Annotated in this window: 12 protein-coding genes and 1 tRNA gene; 3 read left to right on the top strand and 10 right to left on the bottom strand. The window is 52.7% G+C overall.

Going from position 1 to position 15,699, the window contains the following annotated elements:
• The first annotated feature begins 234 nt into the window (after window positions 1–234).
• On the top strand, window positions 235–1,518 hold the full coding sequence (gene fadL / locus LLF79_RS01030) for a long-chain fatty acid transporter FadL (RefSeq protein ID WP_008502618.1): 1,284 nt from the start codon (window positions 235–237) through the stop codon (window positions 1,516–1,518).
• Window positions 1,519–1,562: 44 nt separating this feature from the next.
• On the opposite strand, the gene mlaA is transcribed toward fadL, so the two are convergent.
• The gene (gene mlaA, locus LLF79_RS01025) at window positions 1,563–2,315 is read right to left on the bottom strand and encodes a phospholipid-binding lipoprotein MlaA (RefSeq protein WP_008502619.1); all 753 of its coding nucleotides are present in this window, start codon (window positions 2,313–2,315) and stop codon (window positions 1,563–1,565) included.
• A gap of 315 nt (window positions 2,316–2,630) precedes the next feature.
• On the opposite strand from mlaA, the gene LLF79_RS01020 reads away from it, so the two are divergent.
• Entirely contained in the window at window positions 2,631–3,560 is a 930-nt protein-coding gene (locus LLF79_RS01020; RefSeq protein ID WP_023325783.1) for a formate/nitrite transporter family protein, read from the top strand.
• A 75-nt stretch (window positions 3,561–3,635) separates the two neighbouring features.
• Window positions 3,636–3,707, top strand: a tRNA-Arg gene (locus LLF79_RS01015).
• Window positions 3,708–3,747: 40 nt separating this feature from the next.
• Here the strand turns inward: LLF79_RS01015 and LLF79_RS01010 are convergent.
• The 9 genes from LLF79_RS01010 to LLF79_RS00970 form a co-directional block, all read right to left on the bottom strand.
• Window positions 3,748–5,079 (bottom strand): VasL domain-containing protein, encoded by a 1,332-nt coding sequence (locus LLF79_RS01010; protein WP_227879013.1) that lies wholly within the window; start codon window positions 5,077–5,079, stop codon window positions 3,748–3,750.
• A 104-nt stretch (window positions 5,080–5,183) separates the two neighbouring features.
• Window positions 5,184–5,654 (bottom strand): hypothetical protein, encoded by a 471-nt coding sequence (locus LLF79_RS01005; RefSeq protein WP_227879012.1) that lies wholly within the window; start codon window positions 5,652–5,654, stop codon window positions 5,184–5,186.
• Window positions 5,655–5,668: 14 nt separating this feature from the next.
• Window positions 5,669–6,124: a type VI secretion system baseplate subunit TssE gene (gene tssE / locus LLF79_RS01000; RefSeq protein ID WP_025912749.1), complete on the bottom strand. Its 456-nt coding sequence runs from the start codon at window positions 6,122–6,124 to the stop codon at window positions 5,669–5,671.
• Window positions 6,124–6,669: a type VI secretion system lipoprotein TssJ gene (gene tssJ / locus LLF79_RS00995; protein ID WP_206804362.1), complete on the bottom strand. Its 546-nt coding sequence runs from the start codon at window positions 6,667–6,669 to the stop codon at window positions 6,124–6,126. The genes tssE and tssJ overlap by 1 nt, the downstream gene beginning before the upstream one ends.
• Entirely contained in the window at window positions 6,647–7,732 is a 1,086-nt protein-coding gene (gene tssG / locus LLF79_RS00990; protein ID WP_206804364.1) for a type VI secretion system baseplate subunit TssG, read from the bottom strand. Before tssG ends, tssJ begins: the two co-directional genes overlap by 23 nt.
• Window positions 7,696–9,450 carry a type VI secretion system baseplate subunit TssF gene (gene tssF / locus LLF79_RS00985; RefSeq protein ID WP_206804366.1) on the bottom strand — a complete coding sequence of 585 codons (1,755 nt, stop codon included), beginning with the start codon at window positions 9,448–9,450 and terminating at the stop codon, window positions 7,696–7,698. Before tssF ends, tssG begins: the two co-directional genes overlap by 37 nt.
• Window positions 9,451–9,493: 43 nt before the next feature.
• Complete coding sequence (gene tssA / locus LLF79_RS00980) at window positions 9,494–11,095, bottom strand: type VI secretion system protein TssA (protein WP_206804368.1); 1,602 nt, start codon at window positions 11,093–11,095, stop codon at window positions 9,494–9,496.
• Window positions 11,095–14,559, bottom strand: a complete 3,465-nt coding sequence (locus LLF79_RS00975; protein ID WP_375542339.1) for an ImcF-related family protein — start codon at window positions 14,557–14,559, stop codon at window positions 11,095–11,097. The genes tssA and LLF79_RS00975 overlap by 1 nt, the downstream gene beginning before the upstream one ends.
• A complete protein-coding gene (locus LLF79_RS00970; RefSeq protein ID WP_206804371.1) occupies window positions 14,522–15,697 on the bottom strand; it encodes a hypothetical protein in 1,176 nt (391 codons plus the stop codon). Before LLF79_RS00970 ends, LLF79_RS00975 begins: the two co-directional genes overlap by 38 nt.
• Between the last annotated feature and the right edge of the window lie 2 nt (window positions 15,698–15,699).

Raw genomic sequence — 15,699 nt, 5'->3', positions numbered from 1 at the left:
AACAAAAACCACCCTTTTGGGTGAGTCGCGATGGTCACAATTTTGCCAACCAGATCTCGTTTCACGAAACATGTTTGAAAATATTAATAAACAAACTTGCAACATTCAGGCTGGTCGGACCTATACTCTGGCCACTGGTCTGATTTGTCTGTCATACCTCAGACCCTACACTTCGCGCTCCTGTTACGGTATGTAACAATTATTGAATAAAAATAACTCAATGAGGTTATGGTCATGAGCCAGAAAACCCTGTTCAACAAGACTGCGCTGGCAGTCGCAGTGGCACTCGTCTCCACTTCCGCATGGTCAGCGGGCTTTCAGTTAAACGAATTTTCTTCCTCTGGCCTTGGCCGCGCGTATTCAGGGGAAGGCGCTATTGCTGATGATGCGGGTAACGCAAGTCGTAACCCCGCATTGATCATGATGTTTGATCGTCCGACCTTCTCTGCCGGTGCGGTTTATATCGATCCTGATGTCAACATTTCTGGCAAGTCGCCTTACACGGGTGCGAGCCTTAAAGCGGACAATATTGCCCCAACAGCATGGGTCCCTAACCTGCACTTCGTTGCGCCTATCAATGAACAGTTTGGCTGGGGAGCATCCGTAACCTCTAACTACGGCCTTGCTACCGAGTTCAACAGCAACTATCCGGCTGGTGAATACGGCGGTAAAACAGACCTTACTACGCTGAACCTGAACCTGAGTGGTGCTTATCGCCTGAACGACAACTGGAGCTTTGGTCTGGGCTTTGATGCCGTCTACGCCGATGCCAAAATTGAACGTTACTCCGGGGAGCAAACTGCTCGTCTGCCAAAAAACAGCAATAAAATTGCCAGCCTTGAAGGTGATGAGTGGGGCTATGGCTGGAACGCCGGTATCCTGTACGAGCTGGACAAAAACAACCGTTGGGGCCTGACCTATCGCTCCGAAGTGAAAATTGACTTCGACGGCGATTACAAGAGCGGCATCCTGAAGCCTGTGAACAACGTGGTTCCTGGTGCGGGTACCACCATTCCTTGGGGAACGTCAAACCAGACCGTTCCAGGTTCGCTGTCACTGCATTTGCCAGAAATGTGGGAAGTCTCCGGTTATAACCGCGTTGCACCGCAATGGGCGATCCACTACAGCCTGGCCTATACCAGCTGGAGCCAGTTCCAGGAGCTGAAAGCGACCGGAAGCAATGGTCAAACGCTGTTCTATAAGGACGAAAGCTTCCACGACGCTTATCGTATTGCGTTGGGTACCACCTACTACTACGATAAAAACTGGACTTTCCGCTCCGGTATCGCATTTGACGACAGCCCGGTTCCGGCAGACAAGCGTTCCATTTCCATTCCGGATCAGGACCGCTTCTGGATAAGTGCAGGCGCGACTTATGCGTTCAACGAGAATGCATCTATCGATGCGGGCGTATCTTATATGCACGGTCAGAAAGTGACGTTCCAGGAAGGCCCTTACGAGTTTACCTCTGAAGGTAAAGCCTGGCTGTTCGGTACGAACTTCAACTACGCGTTCTAATCGCGCAGGAATTGAAAAAGGTGAGCATTGCTCACCTTTTTTATTTACTCCGAATCGATATCTTTTAGTTCGTTCTCGATCGCCTTCGCGTTTGGATTCTCTTCCGGTTTCAGCTTACCGCCGTTAGCAATAAAGTCATGATTCTGGAAGTACGCTTCTCGCACCATAATATACGGGTCAGAAGACTGGCGCAGTAAGCCATCAGAGTCGAGCAGTTGCGCACGGGTTTCAATCCCTTCCACCGTCCATTTACCCACCGACAGCGGCCAGGTCAGCCACGACAGAACCGGATACAGCGTATCAACCATATCGCCGCCGTCATCACGAAGGGTGAAACTACCGTAGAACGGTAATTGCATGTACGGACCGTACCCGACGCCATAATGTCCCATTGTGCTGCCGAAACGGTGCGGCTGCTCACGCTGCAGTTTCGGGTTCGCCATGCCTGCCACGTCAATAAAGCCGCCCATCCCCAGAATGGAGTTCAGGAAGAAGCGGGTAAAGTGCACCATCCCCTGATACGGGTCGCCCTGCAGGAAGTAGTTCACCATTACCGCAGGCTCTTCGAGGTTGCTGGTAAAGTTACTTAACCCGTTACGCGCGGGCTGGGGAACATAATCGCGCCATGCCACTGCCACCGGGCGAACCACATACGGGTCCAGCACGTTGTAGTTGAAGTTATACATGGAGCGGTTAAATCCTTCGAGAGGATCGGAGCGTCCCGTTTGCTCCCCGGAGCTGGCGCAGCCCACAAGCATCGTCGCGCCAAGCGCAAGCGCCGACAGCCGAAGTTTCATAAATATCTCCCTGTTCAGTATGGCTATCGTTGATTGCCATCCGTAACGGAGCCGTTGATGCTCCGTCTGTAAACGTGCAAGCGATTGTAACAGCACGTTTACCGATGTCTATGAGCACAATTACGGGCAGTAATCACCGTGACTCTGATCTCAGCATAGCCTGGCTTTTGGAATTCGTTTCGCTGGCAATTTTATAATGTCTTTGAAAGAGATGTATCACCTTTGTTGTCATTGCCGCCAATTTAAGAGCATCCCCACAGGCATCCCGATAAAAGCCGCTACGCTTAACAGAAAGATCAACCTCCGGGAGCAGATATGAAAGACGTGGGCGAAGAAAAAATTGGCGAGAGCGATGAGGAACTTGAAATTGAAAGCGAGGAGAAAGCGCGTGGCGAGAAAATAGAAATTGATGAAGATCGCCTCCCTTCCCGCGCGATGGCCATCCATGAGCATATCCGCCAGGACGGTGAAAAAGAGATGGAGCGCGATGCCATGGCCCTCTTCTGGTCAGCTATCGCCGCAGGGCTCTCAATGGGCGCATCTCTGCTCGCCAAAGGGATATTTCATGTTCAGCTGGAAGGTGTGCCGGGCGGTTTTTTACTCGAGAATCTCGGCTATACCTTCGGCTTTGTGATTGTCATCATGGCCCGCCAGCAGCTGTTTACCGAAAACACGGTGACCGCCGTTCTGCCGGTGATGCAAAACCCTACCCTCGGCAATTTCGGTTTATTGATGCGTCTGTGGAGCGTCGTCCTGCTGGGTAATATCATCGGCACGGGCATCGCGGCCTGGGCGTTCGAATATATGCCGATTTTTGATGAGCCTACACGGGATGCATTTGTAAAAATCGGCATGGATGTGATGAAAAACACCCCGATCGAAATGTTCTCTAATGCCATCATCTCTGGCTGGATTATCGCCACGATGGTCTGGATGTTTCCTTCAGCAGGGAGCGCCAAAATTGTGGTGATTATATTGATGACCTGGCTGATTGCGCTGGCTGACACCACGCATATTGTGGTCGGTACCGTAGAAATACTGTATCTGGTCTTTAACGGTACGCTTCACTGGAGCGACTTTTTCTGGCCGTTCGCCTTACCGACACTAGCAGGAAACATCTGCGGCGGAACGTTTATCTTCGCGCTGTTAAGCCATGCCCAAATCCGTAACGACATGTCGAACAAACGCAAAGCGGAGCTTAAAGCGCGGGAAAATGATGATAAATCGACAAAAAAATCGTCCTGAATGGTGACTCTTTGAGCAGTCAGGCGGCGATGCGCTTAACGCAAAGTGTAAATGACGCTATACTCGTGCCGCCTCGTCCCCTTAGTTAAATGGATATAACGAGCCCCTCCTAAGGGCTAGTTGCAGGTTCGATTCCTGCAGGGGACACTTTGACCTTCACGTGCATTCACCTGTCTATCGCCAGAATTCACTGAGCAGAAGAATCCTGTTTTATTTGAGCGTAACGCGCAGCAAGCTGTCTTAGGCGCAACTCCAGCTGGGTCTTTTCGGCTTCAGGAAGCGCATCTCCGGCTGGATGCTGTGACAGGCGTCGGAGTTGTTCTTCAGCCGGTATTGTTTGGTTAAATGACTGTATAGTCGAAAAAACCACCGATTTAAGCTCACTCACCGTGATATATTTTCCTTTTTGCTCATCCAGACTGCTCAGCCGATGACTCAGTTGCTGAAGCTTCATCATTCCCTCATACCAACTGTTCATAGCGTAGACAGGCAACGCTGCCGCGTTAAATTTTTGCTGCCACTGTGAGGTGAGCGGCTTCGCCTCCTCCGGCCGCAATGTCTGGAGTTGCGCTAACAGCTGAAGGCTGTAGGAAATATTCCAGTCAGGAGGCAGCTTATCCAGTCGGGCAAGCTGCTGCTGCGTTTCTGTGATAAATGTGGACGGTAAAGTACCTTGCTGTGCTAACGCGTCTTGCTGAACAGGTGTAAGCACTTCAGGTAACGGCGCCAGCGAGGCAATGGCCTGAGTCGTTAAGGGATCGGGTCTGGACAGAAAGCCCCCTCCCCACGCCACGGCGACGCCGATCGCCAGCATAGAACACATCCCGGCGACAAAGGGTTTCCATGGTCTGACCGCCCCGCGCGCTGTCGTAAGACCCTCCGCATTAGGCTGGTTTTCCGGTTGCACAACATAGACCCTTTTCACTTCGTCAACCGGCTCTGCCCTCTCCTGAGGTAAGTCACGACCGGGCAGCTTAATCGCATTCAAATCTGATGAGTCATTACTGCTTTCCAGCCGTTCAGCACTTGAACGTACCAACGTTCGTAATGTATCGAACTGGCTAAGGTGTTTGAGCTGAAGGCGCTGGAGCACCGCACTCAGGCGGGTAAGCAACGCTTCAGTGATATAAAGCTCGCTAAGATGGCTGTTGTTGAGTGGAAGCATACGCATACGCTGCTGCAGGCGCTGGCTCAAGCCGCTAAGAATTTCCATACGAGCGTGTAGCGTCTTAGGCCAGAAAACGTCCCACTGATGGCTAATCAGTGCCTCCAGAATCGCCAGCCCTTCGTTCAGGCCTGCTAATCCAGACAGGTGAATACGGGCAAGGGTGTACCAGGCTGCAGTCTGCAACTCCACACCGTTCTGTTCGAACAGAGAGAGACAGCGTTTTTCGACATATTGCCAGTTCACATCCGGGCGAGCAGGATGCGTCAGCTTGCTGAGCTCATCGCGGAGAGCAGCGTAATCTGGCAGCGTGCGCGGGTCACCGCCGGTTTTTAACGTTATATGTGTGGTCATCCTGGAGGGCCTGCATATCCGTTTCGGTTAATTTCGTTAGTTGATCTGTAGGGCTATTTGGCGATTTAAAATGCAATGACGCATTAAAGGAATGAATGTTATCGCTATGGCAGCAGCGCTAAAATCAGACCGAAAAACACACCTTCATCAAATAGTTGTCCGGATCGGGATGAGGTATCAGGGGGAGTAAAGATCCAGCCATTTGAGTTCCCCACCCGCATGAACAGGCGTCCTTGAGAAATCACCTTGTCCCCAGAACAGAAAGTCACCTCGACACAACCAGCGACGCCCTGTCCATACAGAAAGATCGGCATAAAGTTGACCGCCCGGCTGTCATAGCGCAAAACGATACCGGAAATCTCAAAAGCCCCGCCCTCCACCAGCAGATCCGGAACGGATACGGTCAGTGGCTCCACATTCAGTCCCGTATCCGTCAGCCACGCGTCCATTTGCTCCTGAAGCTGAGCCATCCGCTGGCGAAACTCTGCAATATCAGCCTGACTCTTGCTGATGGCAGGAACTGGTGCAGGTTGTCGTGCCTGCAACTTTTTCAGGAACTGTGATTTTACTGACATGATGTTATCAAACCTTATATACGGAGGGTCGTATCGAGATATTGTTGTTGCCTGAGATGCCTTAACAGGACCCGTCCTTCGGGCATAAACTCAGTCCCGTAGCGCACCAGACCAATCCCTTTAAGTTCAGCGTCAATGGCATAACGCAGTTCGCCGGGGACGTTCTGTTCCAGCAGGACAACGGTTATTTTTTTCAGGCGGGGTTCATACTTGAGCAGGACAGCAGATAATGTGCCCATCAGCTCATGGGCCGTTCCCGGCATGCCCTGCAGAATTTTGGTCATATCCGGCAGCCCGTAGTCCGGCAGGTGCGACAGCGTACCGGCACGACAGTTGAGAACGCGCTGCATGTTATCCAGAACCGAGAGGATGACCTGATTTTCTTCACTGACCTGACTAAGGTTGAGTCCGCCTGTAAAATTTCCCGTTAACATTTCATACAGCGAAGGCGCGTTATGTCCGTAGGGCATCAGTCTTCCTTAAGCGGCTGTAGCGTCAGAGAGTTATCACCTGCTTCCAGGATACGTGGTTTATCCGGATCCAGGTCACTGCGTTTGATAACCTGCTTCCAGGCGTTGTTGTCCATATCCGGATGGCGGAAGAGCCCTACCACCGCGACAAACTGCGCCTTTTCTTCCATTGACATATCAAGGTTTGCATCGCCACCCGGTTTCACCACGACATCACGACTGGCCAGCATGTCGTCTTTCAGAATGGTGCTATCATCCTGAAGCAACTGCTGATACACCGTCTTATCAAAGGTTTTGCGGTCTTTGAGCTGATAAACCCTTATCACCACCGGCTGAGACAGCGAGTTACTTTCACGGGTGTCGGTGTTCAGCGCCTCACGTGCGGTGAAATCGAGGTGCAGCACCTTGATTTTTTTGTAGAACACGGCGTTAAACGCCGATTTAGTGCCATCGGTGACGCTCTGCGTCACCCCGCAGCCTGCCAGGCTGAATGTCAGCAGCGGTAGCAGCCAGCGCAAAGTCTTAATTGAATTTGTACGTAACACATCGGTTTCCTTGTTGTGGTGTTGAGGGCTGCAGGCCGGTGTAATAGCCCAGTTCCGTCGTGAAGGTCTGCGGGATATCGTCCAGGAGATATTCGTCTTCCGCGCCCAGCACGCCATTCATCCCCAGCCAGAAGCGACCTTCACCGAGCGGCGGCGCAGCCAGCAGGCAGGTCCGGGTGGTCAGAGTAATTTTTGCCTTAAAACGCCACCCGAGATAAACCCGCAGCATCACCAGAAAGTCCTGATACAACAGACCGTCCGGTTTCCAGCCCTGCGCTTCCTGTTCGTTATCCGTCGTGAGCGCAATCAGCAGTTGACTGCTGGCATCCATCGCTTCGTCACCCAGAGGCGTATTGCCATCAAGCAGAAACTCTTCGTCACCGTAAAAACCCAGCGGCCTTTCAATCTCTACAGGCCGGAGACAATACGGACTCACCTGCACCGTCGTATCGGGGGCCAGCAGGCGCACCAGTGCCTGCATCCCTTCCTGAGTTTTGCCCGGCTGCTGCAGCACACCCAGTAGCGCCAGAAAGCGGGACACTGGCGTGGCTATATGGTTCGCGGTGCCCGGTATGCCCAGCCCCACCAGACCCAGCAGCGACTGCGAAATGGAGTCAGTTCCCCCTGGCTCAAACGTGGCCGGATACGAGTATTTACGCCAGACGCGGTAAAACTGCGTCAGGATGCGATGACTGAAAATATCCAGAAACCCCTGCAGCGCCTCATGTCCTTCCCGGCGCTGGGAAATGTCATCGAGATAGGCGGTCGGTAGAGGCGAATCAACACCGTACATCCCCATAAAGGTCGTGCGGATAAGCGGTGGTCTGCTGTCATCATCCTCGTCATACTCGACAGCCTTCAGTTCACTGGCCGGGAACCCCATTCCAGGGTGCGGCGCAAAGCGTACCGGGTCATCCGCCGGATGGCTGGTAGAGCCCATCAGCGGCCTGTCCGGATGGCGCTTCTCCAGTAGCTGGCATAAACGATAAAAGTTGATGCGGTGAAGATCGGCCTCCAGCCGCGGGGTCAGCCGGGAATGCGGCGGTTGTGCTTCTCTTCCCATTCCAGGCGCTCTCCGGTCGGTTGCAGAATAATAATCAGGCGGTTAAACAGATAGATATCGGTGTACAGTGCAAAGAAGCGGCTCAGCATCTCGCCGAACAGACAGATATCGCCGCGCCCGGCAAAGCCGTTGCTCTCAAGCGTCACCTCAATCTGCACCCCGCGCACCAGATATCCCTGCTCAAAGCGTTCCGTTTCACTGTGCTTCACATCGATAATCGCCTCCAGACGACGGCGGTTCATCTCGCTGTCAGTCCACTCGTACAGCGCCAGCGTGCCGCGCAGCACGTCGGCATTGTCCATCATCGACAGGAAACCGCTGCCGAGATGGCTCAGCACACGCCAGTGAAAGCGATCCTGTGCCGGGGGATAACAGGGCAGCGTCGGCGCACACAGGTTACGCACGGCGATACTGGCTGAAGTGGTTTTCATCACTGTATCGAGCACGGTACTTTGCAACGCTCTGCGAGGTAGCTGGCCATTGGTGCCGGTTAGCGTCAGCGACAGGCTTTCATCCTCCGGCACCGTGTGGTTATCAAACGCTTCCCCGCCGAGGATAAGCCAGGTGTTATGCAACCCCGACGGGCCACGGCGCACGCGGGTGTGGTAGTAATATTCCGGGGCTTCATGGCGCATCATTCCGCCCTTGTGGCGGAAGCTTGAAAATGGCACGTAGGTATGCTGGCTCGATGACATCACCGAATCCACCGCATATATCTCGGTATGGCCATCCTGCACGCGCATCGGGCGCAGCATGTATTCGGTCTGCAGGGAGTTTAGCGTCAGCGGGTCAGATTCCAGCGGGAACAGGTTAATCACCGGCACACAGTTCAGGCGCAGATGCTTTTCGGTAAAGCTGAAATCATGCTCCCAGCGTTCTGCCAGCACCACGTCGATTTCAAACCAGGGGAGCTCAGCCGGAAAGGCCACTGTCTCCAGCCCACGCAGCCCCGTGAACATGAATTTTTCACGAAAGGTGAAGTACTCGAGCAGCAGCTGATAGCCGCTAAAGCTGCTGCTTCCCTTCGGCCACAGGACGTCATCATCGCCAAAGCCCAGCGCGGTGAAATACCCGTCGAGCGGTCTTCTGTCCATGTCGCCCGGCATCCGCAGCCAGAGGCGCGCTGTATTCATGGTAAAAGCTTCATGCATGGCGCAGGCCAGCGGTGCATCAGCGTTGAAGTAGAGCGGGATCTGGCTGAGATCGATACGACTCCAGTCGGCAAGATGGCTGCAGTTAAAGCGCAGGCTGATAACCGAACGCCCGTCAGGGTCAGTGGACAGGCGGGCTTGCTCCAGCGACAACGGCAGGAGGGTGATCTCTTTGGTGGTGGTGTACCGACAGCGCGTGCCCTTCTCACCGATCGGCCTTGAGTTCACCTCAAAGCCTTTGACGATGCGCATCGACTCTTTCATTTCGCGCCAGTCAGGCGTGAACTCCACCACTGACATCGACGGAATGGTACGAAGATAATGCGGCCACAGCAGGCTGACCAGCCCTTCGGTCAGTTCAGGCAGGTCGTCATCGAGCTTTTCACGAAGGCGGCCCATCAGGAAGGCAAAGCCCTCGAACAGGCGTTCAACATACGGGTCGCGCGCTCCGGCTTTATCAAGGTTGAGCATTGCTGCCTGCTCGGGGTGAGCACGGGCAAACTCTTCACCGGCTTCCAGCAGGTAGCGCATTTCAGCGTCGTAATAACGCAGGGTTAAGTCGTCCATAAAAAAACCTGAATTTAGGAATGTTAAAGGTAGCCAGGCGTTTTTATCCGCAAAGCACCGCACTGCTTGCCGGGTCGAGCGCAATCAGACCGGCAAGAAGCTGGTCCATCTCAGGCTGAAGACGTGATTTATCGGTTTCACTGCGTATAGCTTTCATGCGTAGCAGTCTGAGGCGACGGGATTTCACTTCAAATAACAGCGCCGGTGTCCACTGCGTGAGGGTGATTGACCGTGCGGCGCTATCGAGTTCACCCAGCAGATGCAGGGCCAGCTCATTTTTACCCTTTTGCTCGGCTATGCGGGCCATCAGCAGGCGCAGCAGCCATTTGTCTTTTGTAGAGTCGCAACCTGGACGGGTCTGGAGCCAGTGAAGGGTGGCATCCAGACCGTCAGTGTCCGCTTTCTCCAGCGCTTCCGGCTCGAGGGCCTGGATATCGTTATCTGCCTCACCAGCAGCACTGACCGGCTCATCCCGCCAGCTGGACAAATCGTCCAGCACGCTCTGATTTATCCAGTTGAGCGTGACCTCATCGGCAAACGGCGTTCCGTCATTAAAGGCCAGCGTTTCAAGTCCTGTGAGACGGCTCAGCAGCCCTTTCAGATCGGCGATGATGATATCGGCCAGCACATCGTGCCCCAATTTCATCAGAGCCTGATGGATATACCACTGCAAATCCAGCCAGAGGTGATTAGCGCCACGCGAGAAGGTGCTGTCCGCCTGCTCCAGTATCTCCAGCCAGCTCTGCTGCAGGTACAACCGTTTAAGCATGGCCCGCTGGTCAGCCCGCGGTGGTTCGATACGTGTTTTCCCTTCGGCATCCGGTGCAGGGATCGCTCTCAGCGTGTCATGGCGCAGGCTTTTCATCAGCCGGTGTGCGGCAAGCCAGCCATCTGGCTGCTCGCGCAGATATCCCGTCAGGGTACGGGCCTGGGCCAGCAAATCCTGACCGGAGGTGATGCGGTTCAGAACCGGCGCATCTGACTCGGTCGCATGCGTAAAGGGCTGTGACTGCGCCTTATTCCCTGCGTTCTGCGGTACCACGGCATCCACACCCCCGGCCTTCATCAAGCGAGACTCCAGCCCGCTGTACAGGGCATTCAGCTCTGGCCGCGATGCTTCCGGCTCGGTCTCCAGACGGGTACTGATGAGCAGCAAGGCCCCGGCGGTACGCTGTGCATCCTCGCGGATGACCTCCGGAAACAGTGACAGACTGTCCAGGACACGGCTACCGGCAAGCCATTCCAGTGCAGCCTTGCGGCTTCGGTCCCGCTGCGGGTGAAGCTGCATGCCGTAGCGCTGCAATAATCCGGCAAGCAGTTCAAGCCCTTCGGCAAAGCCGGCTTCGCCATCCTGGTGCAATCGCGCCCAGCAGTAATAGGTCGCAATACGGATGTCTTTGGCTGTGGTGGTCAGTAACTTTTCAGCAAGCGTGCATATCAGTTCGGTATCAATACCAGAGAGCTTATTAACCTCTTCGCGGATACGCTGAAAATCATCGTCATATCCCGGGTCTTCCCCGGTCGGACTGGCTACGCTTACCGGAGCAAGCCAAGGCTGCCAGTTATCCGTGCGCGTCTGCGCCTGTTCACGCAGCTGAGCATCGTCAGCCTGACAGGCGATAACCAAATTCTGCAATGTGCTCATTATTCGACGCCCTCCATGTCATTGTTTTCCGTATTAGCCATCAGCGCCTGAGCGGTGGCCGCGCTGTCGACACTGAATATGTGATCCGGCAGCGTGAAACCACGCAGATCCAACAGCGCCAGCGGGCCTTTTCCGAGCTGGGAGCGCAGCACCCACTGCAGGGTGCGACCATCCGGTGCAGTAAAGCTCATCATCCACTGGCTGCGGTCCAGCTGCTGACGCTTGCTCAAGTCCAGCCAGCGGATAAAGCCCCAGGTCCCGCTGTAATCCCCGAACAGACGCGCACTGGCGTTGACCGTGGTCCATGTCAGCATCGTTCCCGGCTTGTAAGTCTCTCCCGGCCAGCGGAAGCTTTGCCAGTCGGCCATCTGGTTGAAGTAGTGCAGCTTTTGTCCATCAATGGTTAGCTGCGTCTCCACCACCTGTGGCACAGGACGCGCCTGCAGCTCAAAGCTGATGCCCTGACTGCCATCGGTGAACAGGATGTCTGACAGCTGGCTCAGCTGGTTAATGGCCCGCAGGAAGGCCGGGTTAAAATTCAGTCCCTGGCTGTTGACCTTATCCGGTACCCACTGGCTACCCTCTTTGTGTAGCACACCATTGAGCTCTGTCGACAAGAAGCGTTCTATCCGTCCACTGTCCTTACGCACAAATTCAGCCAGCATCGGTAAAGAGGCATCGCTTTTGCTGGCAGCAAACGGGAAACGACCGTCAAAGGCAGTCTGCCAGTTCGCGACAACCGAGCGGCTCCATTTGTCATTCAGACTGGCTGCCGACGGCTGAAGTACGGTCTCCCAGGCTTGGGTCAGCGGCTGCACAAACATTGTGCTGCCAAATCCGCTCCACTCCTCGCCAAGACTTGCCGAAATCAGGCTGCCGTATTGCTGAGTGTCGGTGAGGTCCACGCTTTTGCCCTGGAATACGGTCTGCGCCAGGGTCTGCATCATTGCCTGCGGGTCAGAAGCGCTGGCCACCTGCTGCAGTCGCAGACGCACGCGGGTGATACGGGTCAGATACGTCTGCAGACTCAGGGAGTTGTCCGCCGACATGACATTACCGCCTTTGTTTTTACCCAGAAGCTGCAGCAGCGGACCAAAAGTATCGTCCAGCGGCCCCTGAGGCCCTGACGCAGACTGATCAATGGCAGGTTTATCTTTTCCACCGACGAGATCTTTAGCCGATTTGATGAGGGAGTCCGAAAGACCTTCGCTTTGCTGGCCTGTCTGTCCCTGCCAGGCGAGGGTATTCATCAGGGCAATCAGTGGCGACTGGCGGACATCGCTCATCAGCGTCAACTGGTCGGTAACGTCCGCAATATTGTTTGCCGGGTTCCAGTGCAGGCTGTTGAGGAAATTCAACCAGCTGCCGGCAAAGTCAATGAAATAACGCTCTGTCAGGCGTGCTTTGAGCGCTTCCGGCGACAGATCCGCCGATACGGCTTTACGGGAATCACTCAGCACCCAGTCAATTTCATCCCGGCGGGAATTTGCAGCCTTTTCGATAGCCTGCTGAATACCACCTTCCCAGGCCTGGCGGGTGAACATGCCCGGCACGACCTCCTCGGTAGTAAAAAGTCGACGCGCATCGGTACCGCTGGTCATGTCCTCCAGGGAGACATCGGCGAAGTTACGACGCACTGACTTGAGCATATTTTCATACAGTGTGCTTTCAGCGTTACGACGCCCAATTTGCTGCAGCAGCAGCTGGCGACTCTGGCTGACCAGCTGCGCATCCGGTGTGATTTTCCACTGTGGCTGCTTAGGCAGTTCGGTGATGTAGAAGGCCCACAAATCCGGCGCCAGGCTTTGCCACAGACCGGTAGAAATACCCATTCGTGTCGGCTGCACGGTTTTCAGGGTCTGCGCATAAAACGCGCCGTCGACTTTATCCGGACGAGACATCATCAGCCAGGCTTTAAGCTGGTCATAACCCGGCTTCGCCAGCTGTGCACGCTGGTCGCTGTTGGGGGCAGAGTTTGCCAATGCGCTGAGTTTTTGTGTCAGCGCCTGATTCGCCGGGTCGCGTATCAGGCGGTTGTTTGCCACGCCGTACCAGGGCAGCAACGCATCGAGCAGCTGCTGGTTATGGTCCAGACCGAAGCGCTGGTACCAGGGACTCCCCTCATGAACATTGTGCAGCAGGCGGCCTACGTCATTTCGCAGGTCATGAAGTGCCGTCAGTTGATAGTCGGATACGGAAGTATGTTCAACCAGGTTCCGAGCTTTTCCTGTTACAGAAGAAATTTGTCCGTAGTTCATAGCAAAGGAAAGCAACAATCCAATGCCCCAGAGACCAACTGCCGTCATGATGATACATGCCAACGTGCGTTCCCAGGCAATACCAACACGGCGACCGCGGACGCGCATGCAACCTTCGGTAATCCCAATCCAAGTTGCTGGTAAAGTTAGCGCATGTCTGTGTAAAGGCTGCTCATGCTCGCAATCCGGATCCCTTCCAGTTTCATCATTATAAAATTCAGGCTTATTTACCTGACTGAACATCAGCCCACGCAGTGGAACACGTTGCTGAGAAATGTGCAGCCACGGTGTCAGACGAGCTGCCCATAACTCGCTTCCCCCTTGTTCAAGCTCCCGGGCCAGGCGCAACAGGAAATCATATTGACGATTTTTGGCAATCTGTGAGAGTCCCTGTTCCCGCAGTTGGGGCAGTAACTTTCTGAGTTGTGCCGCTACTGTGTCTGGCATCGCCCGTGACGGCAGAGAGATACCAACCGACTGCGGATCACGTCCAGCCTGAGACCACTCACTACTACATAGCCGCCACAACCAGACTGGCGCAGAAAAACGCAGCACTTCGCTGATTTTCTCCAGCCCACGTAAATCGTTTTCACTCGCCTGCACCGTAAGATTCTGCTCTTCGCTAACCACACAAACAATTCCGTCCAGCGGACGGCCACGCCGCAATTTGCGCAGTGCGGTGTATTTTTCAACATCAACGTCTGAGGACAGACTCCCACCATAAATTAATACTGTACGGTCACCTTCCAGCCACTGACTACTTTGCAGGCCGGGAATCAGTTTTTCGATAGCTCCCTCATCGCCGGTAACTAAAAGTAGACGAACTTTGTTTTGCCACAAGAAGCCATAACGTCGGCATAGATGAGTTTTTATAGGATCCTTTTTACTGGACTTTTTATGCTTATTTCGAAAATTAACTGCGACAGACTTCCCTTCTCTGATAGATTGCAAACGAGGATCTCTTTGATAGAACCATACGCCAAAGTTCATCAGCATCAGGCATACGGAAAATAAAAACATGCATAAGAACCAAAGGCTCACTTTTTCTTTAATTGATTCCCACCCAATCGTATCTCCATAATAGTAACACCCTATATAAGCCAGCATACCAAAAATAATGAAACATAAAACAAGGCCAACAACCCTCCATTTTGCTGAGGTGCTCAATTTAACGCTCCTTGTTATTATCAAACTGTTTGATAACATTAAAGACATAGTCATCACCAACGCTCGTGACCATCAAAACCGGCTCATTGTTTTTTTCTGAAATTTTTAGCGATAAAACAAACGCCAACCACAAATGGGCATCACCTAACTTACCGAGCATCAAATTTAAATATTCCACCTTATAACTCCATTCCACATTCATAGATAAAGATGAAGATCTAAATATATCTAAAAGATGCAAAGCATCCTCTGCCCTCATGTTGCCAAAAACTACTTTTGTTGTTTTAAGGACATCTTGCTGGTAAGTTACCATATTTAGGAAATCTTGTTCGGTATGGTTTTTGTTGCATGTCATCGTTCGCAAAGCCACACAATTACTTTCTTTTACTGGTATTTGCTGCTGGTGGGACACTAAAAAAATCGAGGCAAATTCTGATGAGTCAGGACAATACCCCTCAACACCCTCAACGTTTACAGATATGATTATTGACACTCGATTCAGTGCGATATCCGATAATATGTCAAATTCATGCTCTAATTCATTATTCCAATCATAAAAACCTCCCAAACAATCCTCATTAAAACCAATTGCCGCCCAACATTCTTTAAATGTCGAGAAAGTAATAAAACTATTGCCATATGTAAATATGACATCAAAGACACAGAACTTTTTTAACCCTAACAGCCTTGCTCTGACTGATGACAATAACTCATAGATCAACTGTTCTTCAGTGTACATTGTGTCATTATGACCACGCAATTTTAATTTCTGATCTTTATATATTTCAGCAGAATGTAACGATGCTATATCGGCCTGTGCTACTACAGAGGGAAGGAATAAATCATAAGCGGAAACATAAAACTTTCTATTGGCCCATTCACTCCAGTTTTTCCTGGTTAATTCTGCTTCATGCTCTCTTACTTCGATTACTGACAAACATAAACCATAGTAATACATGCGTACTGAAACAATAAAAAAAAAGACAAACATGCCCCACAAAAACACAAGTGCAGATAATCTTAAAAACTCGCCACCTTCAACAGGAGAAATAATTCTTCCTCCGCACCAACATGCTGCCATAGCCAACAAAATAAATAATAAAGACAAAAGCCATTTACTCCATTTAATTTCTGAAACCTTATTGTATGGAGGGATTATTTGCACAGGCCAACTCATAT

The sequence above is a fragment of the Enterobacter cloacae complex sp. 2021EL-01169 genome, from assembly GCF_020733125.1.
Classification (GTDB): Bacteria; Pseudomonadota; Gammaproteobacteria; order Enterobacterales; family Enterobacteriaceae; genus Enterobacter; species Enterobacter roggenkampii.
The sequence above is the reverse complement of the archived record's forward strand: the minus strand, read 5'-3'. Positions and strand labels throughout refer to the sequence as shown.

Bases quoted from the DNA above. Each gene is read 5' to 3' on its own strand.
- fadL (WP_008502618.1), top strand. From the start codon at position 235: ATGAGCCAGAAAACCCTGTTCAACAAGACTGCGCTGGCAGTCGCAGTG.
- LLF79_RS01020 (WP_023325783.1), top strand. From the start codon at position 2,631: ATGAAAGACGTGGGCGAAGAAAAAATTGGCGAGAGCGATGAGGAACTT.
- tssG (WP_206804364.1), bottom strand. From the start codon at position 7,732: ATGGGAAGAGAAGCACAACCGCCGCATTCCCGGCTGACCCCGCGGCTG.
- tssA (WP_206804368.1), bottom strand. From the start codon at position 11,095: ATGAGCACATTGCAGAATTTGGTTATCGCCTGTCAGGCTGACGATGCT.
- LLF79_RS00975 (WP_375542339.1), bottom strand. From the start codon at position 14,559: ATGTTATCAAACAGTTTGATAATAACAAGGAGCGTTAAATTGAGCACC.
- LLF79_RS01010 (WP_227879013.1), bottom strand. From the start codon at position 5,079: ATGACCACACATATAACGTTAAAAACCGGCGGTGACCCGCGCACGCTG.
- tssE (WP_025912749.1), bottom strand. From the start codon at position 6,124: ATGCCCTACGGACATAACGCGCCTTCGCTGTATGAAATGTTAACGGGA.
- mlaA (WP_008502619.1), bottom strand. From the start codon at position 2,315: ATGAAACTTCGGCTGTCGGCGCTTGCGCTTGGCGCGACGATGCTTGTG.
- LLF79_RS01005 (WP_227879012.1), bottom strand. From the start codon at position 5,654: ATGTCAGTAAAATCACAGTTCCTGAAAAAGTTGCAGGCACGACAACCT.
- tssF (WP_206804366.1), bottom strand. From the start codon at position 9,450: ATGGACGACTTAACCCTGCGTTATTACGACGCTGAAATGCGCTACCTG.
- LLF79_RS00970 (WP_206804371.1), bottom strand. From the start codon at position 15,697: ATGAGTTGGCCTGTGCAAATAATCCCTCCATACAATAAGGTTTCAGAA.